The sequence below is a fragment of the Actinokineospora terrae genome, from assembly GCF_900111175.1.
In the GTDB taxonomy this organism is placed as follows: Bacteria; Actinomycetota; Actinomycetes; order Mycobacteriales; family Pseudonocardiaceae; genus Actinokineospora; species Actinokineospora terrae.
This window is the reverse complement of record NZ_FOGI01000012.1, coordinates 247,069-267,602: the sequence shown is the minus strand read 5'-3', so window position 1 is coordinate 267,602 and position 20,534 is coordinate 247,069. Positions and strand designations below refer to the sequence as shown.

Annotated in this window: 14 protein-coding genes; 7 read left to right on the top strand and 7 right to left on the bottom strand. The window is 71.8% G+C overall.

Translation table 11 applies throughout. The features are described 5' to 3' along the window. Positions 1-106: 106 nt before the first annotated feature. The 3 genes from BMY07_RS26575 to BMY07_RS26565 all read right to left on the bottom strand — a co-directional run bounded on the left by BMY07_RS26575 (position 107) and on the right by BMY07_RS26565 (position 3,294). On the bottom strand, positions 107-571 hold the full coding sequence (locus BMY07_RS26575) for a hypothetical protein (protein WP_092784407.1): 465 nt from the start codon (positions 569-571) through the stop codon (positions 107-109). A gap of 198 nt (positions 572-769) precedes the next feature. Next, a complete protein-coding gene (locus BMY07_RS36270) occupies positions 770-1,372 on the bottom strand; it encodes an excalibur calcium-binding domain-containing protein (protein WP_092784404.1) in 603 nt (200 codons plus the stop codon). A gap of 263 nt (positions 1,373-1,635) precedes the next feature. After that, complete coding sequence (locus BMY07_RS26565) at positions 1,636-3,294, bottom strand: hypothetical protein (RefSeq protein ID WP_143073653.1); 1,659 nt, start codon at positions 3,292-3,294, stop codon at positions 1,636-1,638. A 450-nt stretch (positions 3,295-3,744) separates the two neighbouring features. Between BMY07_RS26565 and BMY07_RS26555 the strand changes: the two genes are divergently transcribed. Together BMY07_RS26555 and BMY07_RS26550 are read left to right on the top strand one after the other, a co-directional pair. Continuing rightward, positions 3,745-6,555 carry an ATP-binding protein gene (locus BMY07_RS26555; RefSeq protein ID WP_092784394.1) on the top strand — a complete coding sequence of 937 codons (2,811 nt, stop codon included), beginning with the start codon at positions 3,745-3,747 and terminating at the stop codon, positions 6,553-6,555. A gap of 124 nt (positions 6,556-6,679) precedes the next feature. Next, positions 6,680-7,744, top strand: coding sequence for a hypothetical protein (locus tag BMY07_RS26550; RefSeq protein WP_092784390.1), 1,065 nt, complete (start codon positions 6,680-6,682; stop codon positions 7,742-7,744). 26 nt (positions 7,745-7,770) lie between these two features. On the opposite strand, the gene BMY07_RS26545 is transcribed toward BMY07_RS26550, so the two are convergent. The 4 genes from BMY07_RS26545 to BMY07_RS26530 all read right to left on the bottom strand — a co-directional run bounded on the left by BMY07_RS26545 (position 7,771) and on the right by BMY07_RS26530 (position 12,795). Continuing rightward, positions 7,771-8,982, bottom strand: a complete 1,212-nt coding sequence (locus tag BMY07_RS26545) for a hypothetical protein (RefSeq protein WP_143073652.1) — start codon at positions 8,980-8,982, stop codon at positions 7,771-7,773. Positions 8,983-9,090: 108 nt separating this feature from the next. Then, the gene (locus BMY07_RS26540; protein WP_143073651.1) at positions 9,091-10,134 is read right to left on the bottom strand and encodes a DUF6081 family protein; all 1,044 of its coding nucleotides are present in this window, start codon (positions 10,132-10,134) and stop codon (positions 9,091-9,093) included. Between the two features lie 169 nt (positions 10,135-10,303). Then, positions 10,304-12,367, bottom strand: a complete 2,064-nt coding sequence (locus tag BMY07_RS26535; protein ID WP_177215783.1) for an ATP-binding protein — start codon at positions 12,365-12,367, stop codon at positions 10,304-10,306. A gap of 47 nt (positions 12,368-12,414) precedes the next feature. Next, positions 12,415-12,795: a BlaI/MecI/CopY family transcriptional regulator gene (locus BMY07_RS26530; protein ID WP_245782681.1), complete on the bottom strand. Its 381-nt coding sequence runs from the start codon at positions 12,793-12,795 to the stop codon at positions 12,415-12,417. 49 nt (positions 12,796-12,844) lie between these two features. On the opposite strand from BMY07_RS26530, the gene BMY07_RS26525 reads away from it, so the two are divergent. The 5 genes from BMY07_RS26525 (at position 12,845) to BMY07_RS26505 (ending at position 20,488) form a co-directional block, all read left to right on the top strand. Next, positions 12,845-13,801, top strand: a complete 957-nt coding sequence (locus BMY07_RS26525) for a M56 family metallopeptidase (RefSeq protein ID WP_218150776.1) — start codon at positions 12,845-12,847, stop codon at positions 13,799-13,801. A 240-nt stretch (positions 13,802-14,041) separates the two neighbouring features. After that, positions 14,042-14,263: an MbtH family protein gene (locus BMY07_RS26520; RefSeq protein WP_092784372.1), complete on the top strand. Its 222-nt coding sequence runs from the start codon at positions 14,042-14,044 to the stop codon at positions 14,261-14,263. Next, a complete protein-coding gene (locus BMY07_RS35020) occupies positions 14,263-15,549 on the top strand; it encodes a salicylate synthase (protein WP_245782680.1) in 1,287 nt (428 codons plus the stop codon). The genes BMY07_RS26520 and BMY07_RS35020 overlap by 1 nt, the downstream gene beginning before the upstream one ends. Next, positions 15,546-18,902: a non-ribosomal peptide synthetase gene (locus BMY07_RS26510; RefSeq protein ID WP_245782679.1), complete on the top strand. Its 3,357-nt coding sequence runs from the start codon at positions 15,546-15,548 to the stop codon at positions 18,900-18,902. Before BMY07_RS35020 ends, BMY07_RS26510 begins: the two co-directional genes overlap by 4 nt. Beyond that, positions 18,899-20,488, top strand: coding sequence for a (2,3-dihydroxybenzoyl)adenylate synthase (locus BMY07_RS26505; protein WP_092784369.1), 1,590 nt, complete (start codon positions 18,899-18,901; stop codon positions 20,486-20,488). Before BMY07_RS26510 ends, BMY07_RS26505 begins: the two co-directional genes overlap by 4 nt. Positions 20,489-20,534: the final 46 nt, after the last annotated feature.

Sequence of the window (20,534 nt, the reverse complement as noted above, 5' to 3'; positions counted from 1 at the left end):
TCGCCTGTGGACAGTTCCGGCCATTGTGGACAACTGCTGGCCACCGCGATCCACCATGCCCGGCAGCGGCCGCGCCAGGCGGGTGCCCGGCGCGGCCGCCGGTGGTTCAGCGGGACACGCTCAGGAACAGCAGCGACCAGAACGCCGGGCCCTGGTACGTGGCGCCCGGGAACGCGACCTTCGCGATGCCGCGGCACACGCCGTTCGGGTACAGCAGCGCGATGCGGTCCGTGTCGTTCACCGCCGCGACCGCGGGTACGCCGTCGCGGGTGGTCACGCACTGGCGGTCCGGCACCGCGCCGACCGCGTACGTGCCCGAGCTGGTCGTGTACCGGAACGTCGGCGGTGCGACCCGGTCGTCGCAGCCGGTGCTCTCGGTGACCCTGCCGAGCTTTCTCTCGTTGCGGATCGACCCTTCCCACCCACAGGCCGCGTCGGCCCCGGGCGCGGGCCGGGTGTTGGTGACCACCCCGGACCTCGGGTCGTCCTCGGCGGCCGCCACACCCGTGAGCCCCGCCGTCGCTGTCGTGAGCATCGCCGCGATCGTGAGGACGTGCGCCAGGCGACTCATGATGTTCCTCCAATGGCTCCGCTACCTGATCGGACCTGAATGAGGTTTCACGACACGCCCAACATCGACCGCATCCAACCTGATCGAGTGACAGAGCCCCGGGTGATCGTCCTTGACAAGGCCTCCCTTGTTTGACTGCCTAGCGTGCAACTCGACGGCTGGAGACGGAGGGAAAACCCCTGCGCCGCACCAAGTCGATCACTCGCAGGCGACTCCGTCCTTGTTGCGGTCGAGGGCAGTGCGGTAGCCCGGCTCACCCCGGTGGATCGGCGCCGCGCCCGCTGCTCTCGCCTCGTCGCAGTTCTTGTAGTACGCGTCAGCGGGCGCCGCGACCTCCGGCTCGGTTACCGGCGGCGCGACCGCGACCGTGGGCACGGCGACCTCCGTGGTCGGGCTCGGCACGGTGGTGATCTCCCGCGGCTTGTCGACTCGCAGGACGAGCTTGGTGGTACGCGCCACCGCTGTCGTGGCGCCCTCGACGGCGACAACGGTCCAGTTCTCCGGAACCAGCACGTTCCGCCCGTCCACCGACTCGTACACGAGCGTGGTGAACCCGAGGTCGGTCAGGATTGTCTTGGCCTCAGCGGCGTTCTTGCCCACGAGATCGGCGGGCACCGCGATGGAGTCCGGCGCGCTCGTGCTGGTCGGCGCGGGCGCGGAGGGGCCGGGTGGTGCGGCGGCCGCTTGCTGCTTCGCGCGATTCGGATCACCGGTGAGCCCCGCGACGACGAACAACGCCAGGAGCAGCGCTCCTGTGATCCACAACCACTTGCGCTTGCGATTGCGCCACCACACCAGCATCTCGACGCCCCCTTCGGGAAAAGATCGACGTTCGACAGGATCGCGACGCCTGCCGTGGTCGTTACCGGACGAGTAGTCGACGCTTGCTGCCGTGCGGCGGGAATGGCTTGTGTCGTTTGTGGATGCGCGGCTCCGGTGGCGCCTGCGCGCCATGGCTTTCCCTCTAACGGGTGACGGCCGTCAAACGCCCGAGCGGCCCGCTGTGGGGGCAGCGGGCCGCTCGGGGCGCGGGGCGGACTAGGGCCCGCGCTGGGGGCGACTACCTAGCGGTAGTCGATGGTGTGGGTGTAGACGAGGGCCTTGGTCGAGGTGGTGACGGACAGGCCGACGGCGGGGCGGACGGTTTTGAACCAGTTGGCGAAGGTGCTGGACTGGTACCTGGTCATGCTGGCGAAGGTGGCGGACGGGCCGTTGTCGACCTTGCGCCACAGGTCGATGAGGGCGCCTGCGACTCGGCACTCGACCTGGTCACCGTTCTCGACGTTGGTGCGGCTGGCCGCGTAGGCGGAGTTGAACCAGGTGGTGGTCATCAGGTCGATGGTGCCGCCGTCGGCCCAGTAGTAGCGGCCGTCGCCCTTGACGTAGCCGGCGATGGCGTTGGCGAAGCCCTCGGTCCAGGCGCAGGACGGGCCGGTGCGGGCGTGCAGGTAGTGCGGGCTGGGGCAGTCGGAGGTGGGCCACCAGCCGTCGTAGAGCTGGTCCATGAAGGCGTGGCCGCTCTCGTGCAGGACGAGGTGCTCGGAGTCGGGGTCGGCGTCGCCGAGCAGGACGTAGCGCTGGGTCTTGGCGACGGAGTTGTTGAAGCGCGCGCCCTCCGTGCTGCCCGGCTGCCAGCGCAGCCAGATCTTGGTGCAAGAGCTGCTCTGCCGCGAGGTCCAGCAACCGGTCGTAGAGGCGCGGTTGAACCACAGCAGGTTGAGCGTGTCGTAGGCGTGCCAGCCGCGCATGTGCTGGGTGGGCGGCGCGATCGAGCCGAAGTCGGCGGTCGTCCCGGAGGCCACGTTGCTCTTGACCGCGGTGTAGGTGGTGTACGCCGAGGTGCCCGCCAGGTCGGTTACCTGCCACAGGGAGCCCGCGGTGGAGAAGCTGACCCACAGCGAGTACATCTTGGCCACCGGCGCGGTGAAGCACAGCGAGTACTTGCCGTCCGCGTAACCGGTGAGGCCCGACGCGTAGTTCACCGTTGCCGCTGTCGAGGTGGTCTTGCCCTGCACCGTCACCGGGATGTTGCGCCCCGCGAGCCAGGTACCTGTCTTGTCGGCGATCGCGAACGAGCCGGTCGCGCAGATCTGGCCCGCTGCTGCCGCCGAGATCGACGCGGGTGCTGCGGCGACCGGTGCTGCCTTGCCGTTGGTGAGCGTCTTGGTCTGACCGCTGCTGACCGCCGGACCCTCCGGGCTACCGATGCCGGTCCGCGAACTGCCGGAGGTAGCGCCAACGGTGAACTCGGTCGAGGCGTGCGCGGCGTGCTTCTCCTCGGCACCCGCCACATCGGCCTGGATCTGCGCGGGACCGGCGGACAGCGCGGTGACACGCAGGGTGACCGAACGGCCCTTCGTGGTGAGCGCGAGGGTCTGCACCGCCACCTGGTCGAGACCGACCGCTCGCGGCGCCGACAGACCCGTGCCCGCCGTCTCCAACCGCAGGCTCTTCGGTAACCGGACGCTGAACCTGGCGCCGTCGACCTGGGTGTTGGCGTTGAGCGTGACGCGCACGTTCGCCGTCTCACCGACCACGGGCAACCGGTCGAGCGACACCGCGGCGGACACGCAGGACGGCAGCCGCTGGGCGATCGAGTCGGCGGCAGGCGCGCACGGCACCGCCGCGGCCTGCGGGGTGGCCGAGATGGACGGGCTCAGCGCGACGCAGAACGCCGCCGCGGTCGAGGCCGCGATCGCGTAACGCAAGGGTTTCGATGACATGGGAAACCTTTCCCGGAGCTGGCACTCCCGGACGCAGGGGAACCGCACGAGATGCGTGCGGGGGACACCGCGGTAATCGGCCCGTCGACGCGAACGATGGGGACACCCGGCCCGTCCCTTGTGGGGTTCCAGGTCGGCACTCGGCACCTGCTCGTAGCCGCTGTCCAGGTCAAACGGGGTGGTCAACGTCCTGGCGAAGAATGGTTCCGCGAGAACGTGACGAAGGTTATCCAGTGAAATCAAAGCCCGTCAAGGTTCGGTTCACCTGATGTCGAGGTGCAATTAACGGCGTCCCGGAAAACTGAATTGCCCCTCGGTTCCGGGGTATTTTCCAGGTGGTCGGGCCAATTTTCCAGGTAGTCGCCCGGCGCGGGCCGCCCCGGCGCGGCGTTGCCCCGAACGGCCGCGTGAGCGACAGTATTTCCCTACGTAGCGCGCTGGAGGAGGGCCATGGCACAGGCGGCGACCCCCCTCATCGGGCGCGCGGGCGAGGTCGAGGCGCTGCTGGGCCTGGTCACCGCCACGCCCGCCGTGGTGCGGGTCGAGGGCGACGCCGGGGTGGGCAAGACGCGGCTCATAGAGGAGGTGCTCGCGCACCCCGCCCTGCGCGGCACCCGTGCGCTGGTCGGCACCTGCCAGTCGCTGCGCGAGCCGCTGCCCCTCGCCCCGCTGGTCGACGCGCTGCTCTCCGACGCCGCGGTCCCGTGGACCGACCGACCGGACCCGCTGCTCGGCGCGGTCGCCCAACTCCTACCCGAGCTCGGCACCCGGCTGCCCAACCCCGCCGAGGCCCTCGACGACCCGAGGATGGAGCGCCACCGCCGCTACCGGGCGCTGCGGCACCTGCTGGCGCTGGCCAGTCCCGCCGTGCTCGTCCTCGACGACTTCCACTGGACCGACGAGGCGACCGTGGAGTTCCTCCGGTTCCTCGTCGGCCACCTGCCGCCCGAGCTGGCCCTGGTGCTCAGCCACCGCCCGGGGCAGCGGCCGTGGGGGATCACCCCGCCGCGGTCCGGGGTGACCACCGGCCTGGTCCGGCTGGAACCGCTGACGATCGACGAGACCGCCGCGATGGCCGACGCCGTGGCCAGGTCCGCGGGTCCGGCTCCCGCCGCCGCCCTGCTGCGGTTGACCGGTGGTCTGCCGTTCGCCATCGAGGAGGTGGTCCGCGCCGCGATCGAGCGCGCCGCACCCGGCGCTCAACCCTGGGACAGCCTGACCGGGGAGTACGTGCCGGACGGCTACCTCGAACTCATCGGCGGCAGGCTGGCCCCGCTCGACGCCGTCGCCAGGGGACTGGTCACCGCGGCAGCCGTGCTCGGGGCGCCGACCTCGGCCGCCGAGCTGTGCCGGGTCGCCGACGTCGGGCTGGACGACGGCGAGGACGCGCTCGACCGGCTGGTCACCGCCCGGCTGCTCCAGCGCTCGGACGGCCGCTACCGCTGCACCCACGACCTCGCCGGGCACGCCGTCATCCGCACGCTGACCCCGAGCGGCCTGCGCGCCCTGCACCGCCGGGCCGCGGCCGTGCTCGGGGCCGCGCCGGGCGACCCGCGGCACATGCGCGTCGGGCACCACCTCAAGGCGGCGGGCGAGCACGAGGCCTGGCGCCGCAGCGTCGAGGCCGGGGTCGACCGGGCGATCGAGGTGGGTGACACCGGTGCCGCCCTCGCCGCGTTGCAGGAGCTGCTCGACACCACCGCCGACGTCGAGGAACGCCGCGGGCTGGCGGTGAAGCTGGGCCGGGTCGCCCTCTACGGCCTGGACTTCGCCGAGACCGAGCAGGTGCTGCGCGGGCTGCTGGCGACCGACGGGCTGCCCGCCGAGGTGCGCGGTGAGTTGCGCAAGGACCTGGGTCTGCTGCTGCTCAACCAGGCGGGCGCCGCGGCGGCGGGCTACCGCGAGCTGGTGGCCGCGGTCGGTGAGCTGCGCGGCCCCCGGCCCGACCTCGCCGCCAGGGTGATGTCCTGCCTGGCCAGCACCAACGCCTGCCACCAGCACGTGGACGTGGGCATGCGGTGGCTGGCCGAGGCCGACGAGCTCGCCGACACCCTGACCGACCCGCTGGCCCGCTTCGCGTTCCTGGTCAACAAGGCGTCCGCGCTGCTGGAGTGCGGCAACCCCGCGGGCTGGCCGTTGGCGCGGCAGGTCCTCGCCACGCCCGCGGACTTCGAACGCGGCCAGCACCTCGTGCGCGCCTGCTTCAACTTCGCCGAGGCCGCCTGCTGGCTCGGGCACTACCGGCGCGCCGAGGACGACATGGCTCGCGGTCGCGGTCTGGCCAGGGAGTTCGCGGCGCCGTTCACCGAGGAACACCTCGGCGCCAACGACGTCCTGCTCGACTGGCAGCGCGGCGACTGGCGCGGACTGCGTGAGCGCGCGGCGGCCGCCGACCACGTTGAACTGCCGCGGATCACCGCCGGGTACCGGCTGGTCGCGGGCGCGCTGGCCGCGGAGGCGGGGGACGGCACGGGGGCGTTGCGGCTGCTGCGGGCCCTGGTCACCGGCCCGCCACCGGCCCCGCCGGTCGCCGCCGCCGCGCACGCCGTCATCGCCGAGGTCCGCCACCGCGCCCCGACCCGCCCCGACGCGACACCGGACGTGGATGCCGCGCTGGAGGTCATCCGCCGCACGGGCATGTGGGTGTGGGCTGCCGACGTCACCCCCATCGCCGTCGACCTGCTGTGCCGCGCCGACCGCTCCGGCGACGCCGAGGTCCTGCTCAAGCAGCACGACGAGGGCATCCGCGACCTCGACTGCCCCGCCGCCGACGCCGCCCTCCAGTTGGGCCGCGCCCTGCTGCACCACCGCCGGGGCGACCTCGACGCCGCCCTGACCTGGTACGCCGACGCCGAGACCGCCTTCGCCGCCATGCCCCGCCGCTTCTGGTGGGCCCGAACCCGCCTCAACCACGGCGAGTGCGCCCTCGCCGCGGGCCAGGACGGCGTCCCCCTGGTCCGCGAGGCCGAGTCGGTCTTCGCCGAACTCGGCGCGACCGTCCGAATGCGACAGTGCCAGGAAGTCCTGCGCGCCAACCGGGCCCTGCCCACCCGCAAACGCGGCCGCCCGGCCTACGGAGACCGGCTCTCGCCCCGCGAACGCGAGGTGGCCGCACTCGCCGCCTCAGGCCGAAGCAACCGCGACATCGCCACCGCCCTGGGCCTCTCGGTCCGCACGGTGGAACTCCACGTCGCCGCGGTGCTCCAGAAGCTCCGGGTGAGCTCCCGCGTCGAGATCCCCAACCCCCTCACCGACGACTAGCCACACCTGCGGCGAGGTCGTGCCCGAGGTCCAGTGCGCGGACATTTCCCATCGGGCCACGGGACCGGGGTGCTCCGGGCCAGGATGGGACACGATCACATCCACCGCATCGAGGAGACCGCCGGTGAGCGCAGACGACCAGACCCGCCGTGGCACCACCGCCCGGGCACTGCCCCGGTGGGTGGTCCTCGCCGCTGTGGTGGCGGTCGCGTCCACGGCCTGCCAGGCGGACCAGGTCGGCGCTCCCACCACCGCTTCCTCCACCCAGCCCGACGTGCCCGCAGTTGCCGCGAAGGTGTTGTCCGGTCGGTGCGCGGGTGGCTGGGTGGTGCCCGACGCCTCGGCGCCGGTGCCGCTGACCGACCCGGCGACGCCGCCCGGTGGCGCGGTGCAGGCCGACCAGGGCCTGGTCGTGGTGACCGTCCAGGGGCACGACCGCGCCCAGGTCGTCGTGGAGGGCATGAAGGTCGACATCGTCGCCCGGCGCCCCGCGGTGGTGGGCGCCCTCCTGCCCACCCCGTGCGAGACGGACGACGACGGACCCAGCCGGGTGTTCGGCGTCGACCTGAACGACGACACACCCGTCCCGACCGGCCGCTACGACGACGACGGCCGGGAAACCGGGTACCCGTACAAGGTCACCGCGGTCGAGCGCGGCGAGATCCGCCTCGTCCCGTCCGTGGCGACCGACGACGTCGAGTGGCGGCTGCGGCTGCTGTGGACCTCGGACGGCCGCCAGGGCGAGACCGTGGTGGACGACGGCGGCGCACCGTTCCACACCACCGGCACGACCGCGGTCACCGGCGCCCTGTGCCCCGATGTCGCCCAGGGGGCGTGGGTCGATCCGACGACCAGCACCACGTGCGCCACCAAGCTGTCGTCCGCCACCGACGCGGGCCTGGTCGGGCGATGGGTCCGCAAGACCCAGGAGTTGGCTGTGGCCCCGGACGGCACGGTGACCTTGTCCGACCGAGAAGGCGACAAGACGCGGGGGCTGACCCTCCGGATCCTGTCCGTGGTCGGAACCACCGCCACCGCGGACGTCGTGCGCGCCGACCACGACCTCGTCCGCGTCGGCGACCGGTACACCCTGACCCGGTCCGAGACCGAGCTCGTCGTCGAAGGCGCCTTCCTCGACGGCGTGTGGTGTTCCCCGACCACCGACTACCCGGCGGGTTGCTCGACCTGATCAGGGTGCGGCCGGCCGGGATGTCGTCACCAGCGGCCGAATGTCTCGTGGCCGGGAGGGTTCGGGATCGGCGGGGGCTCGGGCGGCGTCACCGGCTCGTCGAGGTCGACCACCGGTTTGAGGGCTCCCTCGTCGACTGGGTCGAGTGCCGGCTCGGAAGGGGAGATGAAGGATGCCGCTGTGGGTGGGTCGATCGCGGGTGGGTCGAGAGCGGGTGGGTTGGTGGCGGGTGGGTCGAAAGCACCACGGAGGGAGTCCTCCAGGTGGCGGGCGAGGGCGGGTTCGGCCAGGTCCTTGGTCACCAGGTCACGCGCGCACCGGCAGTCGCTCAACCGGTTCTCCGCCGCGCACGCCAGCGCGCCCAGCACCCGCAGCCCCTGGGCCAGTGCCCGCAGCGGGAACGGTTCGACCAGCGCGCGGGTGGCGAGCTCCCCGATCGTCTCCGCCACCAGGGTCGGGGCGCCCAGGGTCGACGCCACCCAGACGATGCCGGTCTTGACCTCGGTCGGGATCGGGGCCAGGCCGTTGGCGATCGCGCTGAGCGTCGCGCACCGGTCGGCGGCCCACAGTTCGGCCCGCGCGTACTCCCCGGCCTCCCGCACGACCCCCTTGGCGAGCGCCGTCGCCACCGAGTCCTGGAGCAGGTCCGCCACGAACTTCGCCGCGATTCCCCGCCGCACCACCGGGTCCTCCGGCAGCGCCAACTCGGCCGGGGAATCGATCGGCTCGACCGCCGGGGGTTCGTCGGCGGCCGACCGCACCTCCCAGAACGGGTACGCCAGGCATTCGGCGCACCCGTCCCCGGCGGGCCGGATCACCTCGCACGTGGTGTCCGGCCTGGTGTTCAGCTGCATGATCGACGAACAAGCCAGGCAGGCGAACAGGTCCACCACGGTCCGCTCGTCCCCGGCCTCCCGCGCACGTCGTTCCTCCGCGACCGCCTGGACCTTCTGGCGCAGATCCCGCACAACCGCGGACTCCCGAGCCGACGCCCCACGCAGCCGCTTGACCTCCGCGCGCAGCTCTGCCACCTGACGTCCGAGCTCGGCCGTCTGCCACCGCGCCGCCTCGACGCGCTCGTCCCGCCGCACCAACTCCTTGCGGTGCCGCTCCCTGAGGTCGTCGATCACCTTCTGCGCCACCGCGGACTCTTGCGCTACCGCATCCTCGACGGCAGAAGCCACCCGACGCCGAAACGGAGCGAGATCGAGCAAAAAAGCCCACAGCGGTCCGTTCATCCACCCACGGTAGCGATCACGCGCGCCCCACACGCCCGTAACGCCGAAAGGTGACGCCACCGGCGGATCAGGCCGGTGGCAGTCCCCTCCGCGCGTACGAAGGTGGTATCAGGCGCCCCGCTGCTTCGGCGTGGAGATCACCGTCACGCTGTCCACCCGTAGCCGCGCGCCCTGGCCCCACAGTCGGTTCGACGGGAGGCTTTGGTTGTCGGCGAAGGTCTGCGGGGTTGGTTGTCCCTTGAGGGTGTCGAAGTACTTGCCCGGGGCGTCGGAGATGCGGACGAGGCCGGGGCTGCCCTGCGCCGATCCGGCCAGGAAGGTGAACATGCCCATGCCGCAGGCCATCTGCCTCGGGAACACCCGCTCCTCCCGGCCGCCGAGGTCCATCAGCAGGTGTGTGCGGTCGAGCACCCGGTACCCGATCTTGTCGACCCGCAGCACCGTCCTGCGGTCCACCCGCCACTCGACGGCCCCCGCGGCGTTGTCCATGACCGTCTCCAGCACGTGCACCTGGTCCTGGCGGCGAGAGGCGACCGGTACGGCGTAGGTGAACGCGGCGTGGTCCTTGCCCGCGACCGGCAGCCGCTCGTAGATGGCGAAGATCGTGTTGTTGGTGACCACGAAGTCGGTGACCACCTGGGTCTCGGTGTCGATCGTCGCCGTCGAGGTCGCGGCCAGGCGCAGGTCGCCGTCGGGGTTGGTCACCGCGGCGCCGAAGGGGTGGTTGCCGGTGCCGAAGGTCCGCCCGGCCATCTTGGTGCGGCAGGTCAGCAGCTGGCCCGGTTTGGCGTCGAACCCGGGGAACCCGCTGCTGGCGGTGTGGTTGACGGTCGCGATCCACTTGAGCTGGTCGAGGTCCCCGCCGCCGCCCTGGCTCTCGGGCGCGGTGGTGAACCGGAACGCGGGCTCGCCGGTGCGCGGGTTGGTCCCCGTGGGCACGACGGTCAGCACGCCGTCCGCCGTGGTCGGTTTCGCGTCTCCCTGCGGATAGCCCTCCGCGGGCCACGATGTCCACTTGGCACTGCTGAACCCGTTGTCGAAGTCGTCCCACACGAGCGTGAACCCACTCGCACTCGCCACCGGCGGCGCGACCACCCCCAACGCCACCGCGACCACCGCCGCCACCACTCGCCCGGTCGATCGACTTCCCACCTGGCACCCCTCTCGGCACGGGCTCACCGGCCCCCAGCGACCTCGTCGAGCGGCCCGGCCGAACACCCCCGACCGCTTACCGGAACCGGTTCCGGTAAGCCCACCATAGCCCAGCCCCGCCCTCCCAGCGCAAGGATTTCCCCGACCCCAGCCCCACTTCGGTGCCCTCTTACGCGCGCGAATCGATCCAAGCCAGCTGCCTACCCACCTGTTCGGCCCGACGCGCGTCGATATCGGCATAGATGCCCCGAGCTTCCTGCCAGACCTTGCGCGCCTCGCCATACTGCTGCTCTGTCTTGTGGGCAACCCCTAGACGGTCGAGCGTGTTCGCGACCGACCGCGGGCTACTCAAAGAGCGGTGCATGGCAAGGGCGCGCTTGTAGTACGAGACCGCCAGCTCGTAGTGCCCAGAGGCTCTGGCTATCCACCCGAGGCTGTCGAGGGTAAGAGCCTCGCCTTCGACATTGCGGCAACGCCGGTGCAGGGCGAGCGCGGCCTCGCACCATTCGCGCGCCGCGTCGAACTTCCCCAGGAATGCCCAGCACCAGCCCACCTGGTTGAGCGCGGTGGCCTCGTCCGCTTGCCTACCGAGGTCCCGGTAGTGGCCGAGCGCCCGCTGAGCGTGGTGCAGGGCCGGCGAGTGGTCCAGGTAGCACTCCCACCACGAGGACAGCGCCCGATGGGTGTGAGCCTCCTGCACGGTGTCACCGTGTTCTTGGGCAAGAGCCAGTGCGAACTCGAGTTGCTTGAACGAGATCTCGAGCTCCCTGACGTCCGCGTAGGCGTGGCCGAGGTGCCTGTGCGCGCGGATCCGGGCTGCCGGGCGGTCCCACTGTTCGGCAGCGTCAAGGGCCGCGTTCCACACCGTCAGCCGGTCGCTTCGGTATGCCCCGCGCTGGTGGTAGGTCGACAGAGCCCAGGCCAGGTGGAATGTGGTGGAGTGCAGCAGCAGTCCCGCGGCCGTGCGCTGGGCCGCGAGCAAGTGGGGGTGCTGCGCGTCGAACCACGCCAGTGCGGCGGTGGCGTCGCGCAGATCGCCCGAGGTGGGAGTCAGGGGCATGAGCCCTGGCAGCCTGCGCTGGGGGTGGAGGAGTCGATCCGCTTCGAGTGCGGTGTGGAGGTAGAAGTCGAGCAGCCGCCGCATCGCGTCGTCCGCCCCCGCCAGGCCCGGAGCCGTGTCCGCGGCGTATTCGCGGACCAGGTCGTGCATCCGGTACCGGCCGTGTCCGTCGTGCCGCACCAGTGACGCCCCGTCGAGGGTGGCCAGCAGCCGCTGGGCCTCACGCGCGGTCAGGTCGAGCAGTCGGCTCGCCGCGGCCAGGCTGATGTCCGGTCCCGGCGCGATCCCCAGTAGGGCGAAGGCTTCCCGCTGCCGAGGGGTGAGCGCGTCGTACGACCAGGACAGGGCGACGCGCAGGAAGCCGTCAGGGCTGACGGAGTCCAGTCCCTCCAGGCGGGTCGCGGACTCATCGAGCTCGCTGACCAGGTCCGACGCCGTCAACTCGGGATGCAGGCTGAGGTGCCCCGCGACAATGGTCAACGCCAGTGGAAGCCCACCGCACGCTGTCAGCAACGCGGTAACAGCCGCCTCTGCCCGCCAGGTGCCCAGTAGGGCGCGCGCCTCACTCTCGGCCAAGACGTCGAGACGGACCGGTAAGGCGCCGTACCTGGTGGTCAGCCCTGGCAGGCTGTTCCGGCTGGTGACGAGCACGGTGCAGTTGGCGCTACCGGGCAGGAGCGGGACAACCTGCTCAATGTGGGCCGCGTTGTCGAGCATTACCAGCATCTTCTTGTCCGCGATCTCGCTCCGGTACACCGCGGCCAGGGTGTCCTGCTGGTCGGGGACGGGGTCGACGCCGAGGCTCTGCACCAGGCCGCGCAGCGCGGCGTAGGTGCTGGTCCGCTCGCCCCTGGGGCTGAAGCCGTGCAGGTCGACGTACAACTGGCCGTCGGGGTACTCGCTCGCGTGCCGGTGCGCCCAGTGCAGCGCCAGTGCCGTCTTGCCGACTCCGCCGGGGCCGGTCACCGTGAAGATCGGGTTTTCCGCGTCGGTCAGCACGGCCAGTTCGCGTTCGCGCCCGACGAATCCGGTCGGGGCGCGGGGCAACTGGCGCGGCGTCGCCCACGCACGGGGCATGAAGATGCCGCCTGTCTGGATGACCGTCCCCACCTGCGAGTCCCGAACCGTGTTCCAGACGCCGCCCGCGGAACCGTCTCCTGCCTGTCCAGCCATCGCCGCCCCCCGGACTTCGCTGATCATCCAGCGTAGCGGCGTGCTGGCTAGCCCTCGCCGAGCAGGCGGCGGAGGGTTTGTTCGTCCTCCTCGTCCAGGGCCGAGACGAAGCGGGTGAGGACGGAGGTGTGGTCGGGGTCGGCGTCGAGGAGGCGGCTCATGCGCCAGGCGACCAGGGCCGAGGGGTCGGTGACGGCGGTGTAGCGGTATGCCCGGCCCGCGCGTTCGCGGGTGACCGCCTTCTTCTCGTACAGGCGGGTCAGTGTGGTGACGACCGCGCTGTAGGACAGGGAGCCGGGTGGGTCGAGCAGCTCGAGCAGCTCGCCGGGGGACAGCGGCCTGCCCGCCTCGGCGAGGGTGTTCAGCACGTGGGCGGCCAGTTCGCCGGGTCTGCGCCGAGGGGAGGGCTTGCCGTCTTCGTCTTGCACACGCGCATGGTACATAGCCCTACCTGCGCCAATGGACTTTCACATCGTTGTGAGGGCAGGATTGCGGCTGACGTCCACCGAGGGGATAGCCGTGTTCGACCACTTCGCCTGGTCCGTGGTTGCCACGCCGCTGTTGGTGTTGGTGGTGTCGTGGTTGTTGGTCGATCGGCTGCGCCCGGACCTGGCCGCGCGGGTCTTCGCGGCGTCGGCGATCGCTGCCGCGGCCGCCTCGGTGGTCAACCTCACCGCGTTCGCGCTCAAGGCGTTGGCCGAACTCCCCATGGTCGCGAATTGGGGCGGTTGGTCCTACCAGCGCGTGGTCGACGACACAGCGCACGTCCCGTGGGTGTCGTGGCTCTCACTTGGCTGGCTCGTCGTAGTGGTCGTCCTCGCTGCGCGCCTGTGGATGCGGCGTAGGCACGAGATGCGCGCCGTGAGCGGCGACTGGACAGACGACGATGTAGTCGTCATCGAAGACCCCCGGATTGATGCCTTCGCAGTCCCCGGTAAGCCGGGCAGGATCGTCATCACGACCGGGCTCAGCGAGCTGCTCGACGACCGCCAGTTCCGCGCCGTTGTCGCCCACGAGCGCGCGCACCTCGACGGCGGCCACCACCGGTTGGTCTGGTGGGCGCGTCTCGCCGCGGTCGCACATCCCCTGCTCAGGCCCGTGGCCAAGCAGGTCGAGTACCTGGTGGAGCGCGCGGCCGATGAGGCAGCCGCGGCCGCGATCGGTGACCGCGAGCAGGTCGGCCGCGCGATCGGGCACGCCGCCCTGGCCGCCGCGGGCAGCCGCGCCGAGCGACCCGCGGGCTCCCTCATGGCCCTGGGTGCCGCCCCCGGCATCGTCCCGCGCCGGGTCGCCGCGCTCTTCGCGCCCGGTCGGGGTGGCCGCTGGTCCGGAGTCCTCTTGCCACTGTTGGCGATCGGCACCGTCGTGTGGACCGGCGAGTGCGTCTACGACCTGTTCGAGCTGCTCAGCCTGGCCGGGTGGGACGGCCCCTGAGGCCCTTGCTTCTACACCTCCGTGGAAGATAGGCTAGGCTAACCTCAGGTGATGGCGCGTCGCCCGACGACCGGGTTCGGGTCGCGGGGAACGACGCCCACCTCCCGACGTGCCACCGTGATCGCGCTGTCCACTGAGGACGATCCGGTTGGTGCGAACACCCCCGGGTAGCAGCCGTGCGCGCGTTCGCGCCCGGCCGATGCCGCCTGCCCGCAGCCAGGACCGCCGAGGAGTGCGCCGATGTCCACCAACCCGTTCGACGACGAGAACGGGACGTTCCTCGTCCTGGTCAACGCCGAGCAGCAGCACTCGCTGTGGCCGGTGTTCGCCGACGTCCCCGCAGGCTGGACGGCCGTGTACGGCCCGGCCGCCCGGGCGTCCTGTGTGGACTTCGTGCAGCGGGTGTGGACCGACCTGCGCCCGGCGAGCCTGGTCGAGCGCATGGCGTCGGGACAGGCCTAGTGACCGCCATCGCCCAAGCGGTGGCCGACCCGCTGCTGGTCGCCGCCGCCGTGGCGCGCCGGGCCGAGCCGCCGTTCGTGCTCTACGAGCGCGGCGGCCGGTGGGTGCTCGCCGCGGGCGCGCACGCCCGGCTGCGGATGGACGGCACCGGCATCACCTGGACCACGCCAGCGGGCCGCCTGGTGGTCCCGCTGGGCGCCGACCCGCTCGGCCAGGTCGCCGAGCTGCTCGCCGGGACCGGCCTGCCGACCTGGCGGGCCTACGGCTGGGCCGCGTTCGAGCTGGCCCGCCTGCTGCACCTCGGCCGCGCCGAGGGACCCCTGCTCGACCTGGTGATCCCCACCTACGAGCTGGAGCTCGGCCCCGACAGCCTGCGCGAGCACGGCACGGCCCCCGAGGGCCTGCGCGCCGTCGACGACCGGCCGTGGCCCGCCCCGACCGCCGACCTGGTCGACCCGGAGGCGCCCGACGAGGCCTACCTCGCCGCCGTCGTCGAGACCGTGCGCGACATCCGGGCGGGCGGCCCGGACAAGGTCATCCTGTCCCGGGTCGTCCCGGTGCCCGCCGAGATCGACTTCCCGGCCACCTACGTCGCGGGCAGGCGCGGCAACACCCCGGCCCGGTCGTTCCTGCTCGACCTGGGTGACCTGCGCGCCACCGGGTTCAGCCCGGAGACCGTGGTCGAGGTCGACGCCGCAGGCCGGGTCTCGACGCGCCCGCTGGCCGGGACCCGCGCCCTCGTCGGCGACCCCGCGCGGGACCTGGTGACCCGCCGCGAGCTGCTGGCGGACCCGAAGGAGATCTTCGAGCACGCGATCTCGGTGAAACTCGCCCAGGACGAGCTGTCCGGGGTGTGCGCGCCGGAGTCGGTCCGCGTCGAGGAGTTCATGACCGTGCGCGAACGCGGCAGCGTCCAGCACCTGGCCTCCCGGGTCCGCGGCGACCTGGCCCCCGGCCGCACCGCGTGGGACGCCTTCGCCGCCCTCTTCCCCGCCATCACCGCCTCCGGCATCCCCAAGGCGGCCGCCGTCGAGGCCATCGCCAGGCACGAACCCCGCCGCGGCCTCTACAGCGGCGCCGTCCTGGCCGTCGACTCCGCTGGCGCGCTCGACGCCGCCCTGGTGCTGCGCACCGTGTTCAGCTCGGGCGGTCGGACCTGGCTGCGGGCCGGTGCCGGGGTCATCGCACTGTCCACACCGGAGCGGGAGTGGACGGAGACGTGCGAGAAGTTGCGCAGCATCTCCAGGTTCCTGGTGCCCGCCGAGCCCGAGGGAGTCCGTTCGTGAGCGCCGTGGACTACGACGCGCTGCTGGTCGCGGTCGCCGAGCTGACCGAGGAGGAGCCCGGGGACATCACCGCGGGCACCAACCTGTTCGAGCTGGGGCTCGACTCGATCGCGCTGATGAAGCTCGTCGGCGGGTGGCGCCGGGCCGGGGTGGCCGTCGACTTCGCCGAGCTGGCCGCGAACCCGACGCTCGGGGCGTGGGCGGCGTTGCTGGCCGAGCGGACCGGGGGACCGGTGCCTGCCGCCGGCGCGCCGGAGTCCGATGAGGACGGTCCGTTCCCGCTGGCCGTGCTGCAGCACGCCTACTGGATCGGCCGCACCCCCGGGCAGCGCCTCGGCGGCGTCGCGGCGCACCTCTACACCGAGTTCGACGGCACCGACGTCGACCCGGACCGGCTCACCGCCGCTGTTCAGCGGTTGATCGCCCGGCACGACATGCTCCGGGTCGTCCTGTCCGACAACGGTGACCAGCGGATCGCCCAGGACTCGGGGTGGCGCGGCCTGACCGTGCACGACCTGCGCGCGCACCCGGACCCCGAAGCCGAACTGGCCGCGATCCGCGAGGCGAACTCCCACCAGTTGCTCGATATCGAGCACGGCGAGGTCTTCTCGACCGCCTTGAGCCTCTTACCCGAACGCCGCACCCGCCTGCACGTGGACGTCGACATGGTTGCCGCTGACGCGGTCAGTTACCGCGTCCTGCTGGCTGACCTCGCCCGCTACTACCAGGGCGACACCGACGACAAGCCCCTCGACTACAGCTATCGCCGCTACCGGCGTGTCAGCCATGACGACGACAAGGCCGCCCGCTGGTGGCGCGACCGTCTCGCCACGCTTCCCGGCGCGCCAGACCTGCCCCGCGCCGCCCGTGAGTCCGAACGGCCGCGAGTGACCCGCCGAGCCGTAGTGCTCCCGCCCGCGGAACGCGCCGCGCTCGCCGAGCGGGCCAAGACGCGCGGGGTGACCGTCGCGATGGCAGTGGCGACCGCGTTCGCCGAGGTCGTGGGGCGCTGGAGCGCGCGCGGGCAGTTCCTGCTCAACGTGCCGATGTTCGACCGTGAGCCCCTGCACCCCGATGTCGCCCACTTGGTCGGCGACTTCACCAGCTCCGTCCTGCTCGCTGTCGACCTGACCGCGTCCGCGACCTTCGCCGAGCGGGTCCGCTTGCTGCAAGGTCGAGCGCACGAGGACGCCGCCCACGCCGGGTACAGCGGTGTGGAGGTGCTGCGCGACCTGACTCGCCTGCACGGTGAGCAGGTCCTAGCACCGGTCGTGTTCACCAGTGCGCTTAACCTGGGCGAGCTGTTCGACGCCCGCGTGCGGCAGAGCTTCGGTGCGCCGGTATGGATCATCTCGCAGGGCCCACAAGTGCTGCTCGACGCGCAGGTGACCGAGCTCGACGGCGGTCTGCTGGTCAACTGGGACTGCCGCGACGACGAGGTCGCCGACGGCGTGCTCGACGCCATGTTCACCGCGTTCGCCGACCTGGTCCACCTGCTGGCCGCCGACCCGGCCGCCTGGGACGCGCCCGTCCCGGCCGCGCTGCCCGAGGCCCAACAGGCGCGCCGCGACCAAGCCAACGACACGACTCTGGTGCGTCAGCGCGGGCTGCTGCACGAAGGTGTGTTCGCCCGCGCTACCGAGAGCCCGAACGCGCCCGCGATCGTAGGCGAGCAGGTAATCACCTACGGGCAGCTCACCGAGCGCGCGCTGCGTGTGGCGGGGGAGTTGGTCCGCCTCGGGATCACGCCCGGCGACACGGTCGCGGTCTCGCTGCCGAAGGGGCCGGATCAGGTCATCGCGGTTCTAGGCGTACTCGCCGCCGGTGGCACGTACGTGCCCATCGGGGTCGAGCAGCCCCAGGCCAGGGTGGACCGGATCGTCGCGTTGGCCAAGCCGCGCACTGTTATCACCGAGTTGCCGGACGGGGAACCGCTCGCCGCGCCAGTCTTCACCGATCCGGCGCGGGCCGCGTACATCCTGTTCACCTCGGGCTCCACGGGTGAGCCCAAGGGGGTCGAGGTCCCGCACCAGGCCGCGATGGCCACCATCGACGACCTCGTCGCCAGGTTCGCCATCGGCACGGGCGACCGCACCCTCGCCTTGTCCGCCCTGGACTTCGACCTGTCCGTGTTCGACCTGTTCGCCCCGCTGTCGGTGGGTGGCGCGGTGGTCCCGGTGACCGGCGACCGCCGCGACGCCGCCGCCTGGGGCAAGCAGGTCGCCGCGCACGGGGTGACGATCGTCAACTGCGTGCCCGCGCTGCTGGACATGCTGCTGGCCTCCGGCGCCGACTGCTCGTCGCTGCGGCTCGTGCTGCTCGGCGGCGACTGGGTGGGCGTCGACCTGCCCGGTCGGCTGGCCGACGCGGCACCGGGGTGCCGGTTCGTGGCGCTCGGCGGGACGACCGAGACCGCGATCCACTCCACGGTGTGCGAGGTGTCCGGCCCGGTGCCCGACGACTGGCGGTCGGTGCCCTACGGCACGCCGCTGGGCGGGGTCCGGCTCCGCGTGGTCGACCACCTCGGCCGGGACGCGCCGGACTGGGTGCCCGGTGAGCTGTGGATCGGCGGCGCGGGTGTCGCCGCAGGCTACCGGGGCGATCCGGAGCGCACGGCCGATCGGTTCGTTACCCGTGACGGCCTGCGTTGGTACCGCACGGGCGATCTTGCCCGGTACCGCGGCGATGGAGTCGTGGAGTTCCTCGGCCGCCGGGACCACCAGGTGAAGGTTCGCGGCTACCGGGTCGAACTGGGCGAGGTAGAGGCCGCGTTGCAGGCGAACCCCGCGATCACCGCAGCCGTCGCGGTCACTACCGCTGCTGGCGCGCTAGGGGCTGGCGTGGTCGTGGACGGCCCGATCGACTCTGATGCTGTGCGCGCCGCCGCGCGCGAGTTGCTTCCCGCGCACATGGTGCCGGATGTCGTGGTCGCTATCGACGCCGTTCCGTTGACCGCCAACGGGAAGGTCGATCGTGGCGCGGTTCGAACCTTGGTAGGACAGCCTGCCGCCGCCGGTGGACCTCCGCCGCGGACAGCGCTAGAGCGAGTTGTGGCGCTCGCGTGGCGGGAGGTCCTGGAGATCGACTCGGTCGGTGTCCACGACGAGTTCTTCCGCGTCGGCGGCGACTCGGTCCTGGCGACCGCTGTCGTCGCGCACCTGCGCTCCACCTTGGACACCACGGAGATCTCGGTCCGGGCCCTGTTCGGCGCGCCGACCGTCGCGGGTTTCGCCGCCGAGTTGGCCAAGGGGCAGCGCGAGCCGGGGCGGCTGGAGGCGGTGGCCGAGCTGTTCTGGGAGATCGAGGGGCTCTCCGACGACGAGATCGCGGGCGAGTGGGCGGAGGCACAATGAGCGTGCTCATCGACGGGGCGGTCGGCTGGCCGGAGGAGTTGGCCGCCGTCTACCGGGAACGCGGGTACTGGCGGGGTGACACCCTCGGCGAGCTGCTGCGGTCATGGGCCGAGCGCTCTGGCGACGACATCGCCGTTGTCTCAGGGGACGAGCGTGTCAGCTATCGGGAACTGGACCGTCGAGCGGATGTCTTAGCGGCAGGGTTGCTCGACCTCGGTATCGCCCGCGACGACCGGATCGTGGTCCAGCTCCCGAACGTGCCTGAGTTCGTAGTGCTGCTGTTCGCCTTGGCCAGGATCGGCGTGGTCCCGGTGATGGCGCTACCCGCGCACCGGCGCGCCGAGATATCGCACCTCGTGGAGCTATCCGGGGCCGTTGGGTACGTCATCCCTGACGTGTTCCAGGGGTTCGACCATCGCACTCTCGCCGCAGAACTCGACGTCAAGCACGTACTCGTCGTCGGCGACCCAGGTGAGCACGTGGCGCTGTCCGCGATAACTGCTGAGCCTCGCGAACTTCCGCCGGTAGACTCGGCCGCGGTCGCCGTCCTGCTCATCTCCGGTGGTACTACCGGTCGCCCCAAGCTGATCCCACGAACGCACGACGACTACGCCTACAACGCCCGCGCTAGCGCAGAGGTCTGCGAACTCACGAAGGCCGACCGCTACCTGGTGGCGCTACCCGTCGCGCACAACTTCCCGCTCGCCTGTCCGGGCGTGCTGGGGATCCTCGGAGTCGGCGGTACCGCGGTGATGGCTCCCGCACCGAGTCCGGATGTCGCCTTCTCTCTCGTTCAGCAGGAGGGCGTGACCGTGTCCGCGCTGGTCCCGCCGATGGCCCGGATGTGGGTGGAGGCCACCGAGTGGTCCACAGAGGACTTGTCGACGCTGCGGCTCTTGCAGGTGGGTGGCGCCAAGATGGACCCCGACCTCGCCCGCGCCGTGCCGCCCGCCCTGGGGTGCGCGGTGCAGCAGGTGTTCGGCATGGCCGAGGGCCTGCTCAACTACACGCGCGCCGAGGACTCCGCGGACCTGGTGGAGAACACCCAAGGCAGGCCTCTTAGCCCTGACGACGAGATCCGCGTGGTCGATGCCGAGGGCCAAGACGTCGCCCCCGGCGAGATCGGGGAGCTGTTGACCCGAGGCCCTTACACCCTGCGGGGCTATTACCGGGCCGAGCAGTACAACGCGACAGCGTTCACTCCGGACGGCTTCTACCGCAGCGGGGACCTGGTGCGGCAGTTGCCCAGCGGCCACCTGGTGGTCGAGGGCCGGATCAAGGACGTGATCAACCGCGGCGGCGAGAAGGTGCCCGCGGGCGAGCTGGAGGACCTGCTGCTCGCCCACCCGGCCGTCGCGCAGGCCGCCGCCATCGGACTGCCGGACGACACCCTCGGCGAGCTGGTGTGCGCGGTGATCGTCGCCGCCGGGACCCCGCCCAAGCTCAAGGCGCTGCGGGCGCACCTCGCCGACCTGGGCCTGGCCAGGTACAAGCAGCCCGACCGGCTGGTCGTGCTCGACGAGTTGCCGCTCACCGCCGTCGGCAAGATCAGCAAGCGCGATCTCGTCGCCCGGCTCGGCGGCTGACCCCGACCCGTGACCCCGATTCCCGTGCCCCCCACCACCAGCGCGG

Bases quoted from the DNA above. Each gene is read 5' to 3' on its own strand.
- BMY07_RS26575 (WP_092784407.1), bottom strand. From the start codon at position 571: ATGAGTCGCCTGGCGCACGTCCTCACGATCGCGGCGATGCTCACGACA.
- BMY07_RS36270 (WP_092784404.1), bottom strand. From the start codon at position 1,372: ATGCTGGTGTGGTGGCGCAATCGCAAGCGCAAGTGGTTGTGGATCACA.
- BMY07_RS26565 (WP_143073653.1), bottom strand. From the start codon at position 3,294: ATGTCATCGAAACCCTTGCGTTACGCGATCGCGGCCTCGACCGCGGCG.
- BMY07_RS26555 (WP_092784394.1), top strand. From the start codon at position 3,745: ATGGCACAGGCGGCGACCCCCCTCATCGGGCGCGCGGGCGAGGTCGAG.
- BMY07_RS26545 (WP_143073652.1), bottom strand. From the start codon at position 8,982: ATGAACGGACCGCTGTGGGCTTTTTTGCTCGATCTCGCTCCGTTTCGG.
- BMY07_RS26535 (WP_177215783.1), bottom strand. From the start codon at position 12,367: ATGGCTGGACAGGCAGGAGACGGTTCCGCGGGCGGCGTCTGGAACACG.
- BMY07_RS26520 (WP_092784372.1), top strand. From the start codon at position 14,042: ATGTCCACCAACCCGTTCGACGACGAGAACGGGACGTTCCTCGTCCTG.
- BMY07_RS26505 (WP_092784369.1), top strand. From the start codon at position 18,899: ATGAGCGTGCTCATCGACGGGGCGGTCGGCTGGCCGGAGGAGTTGGCC.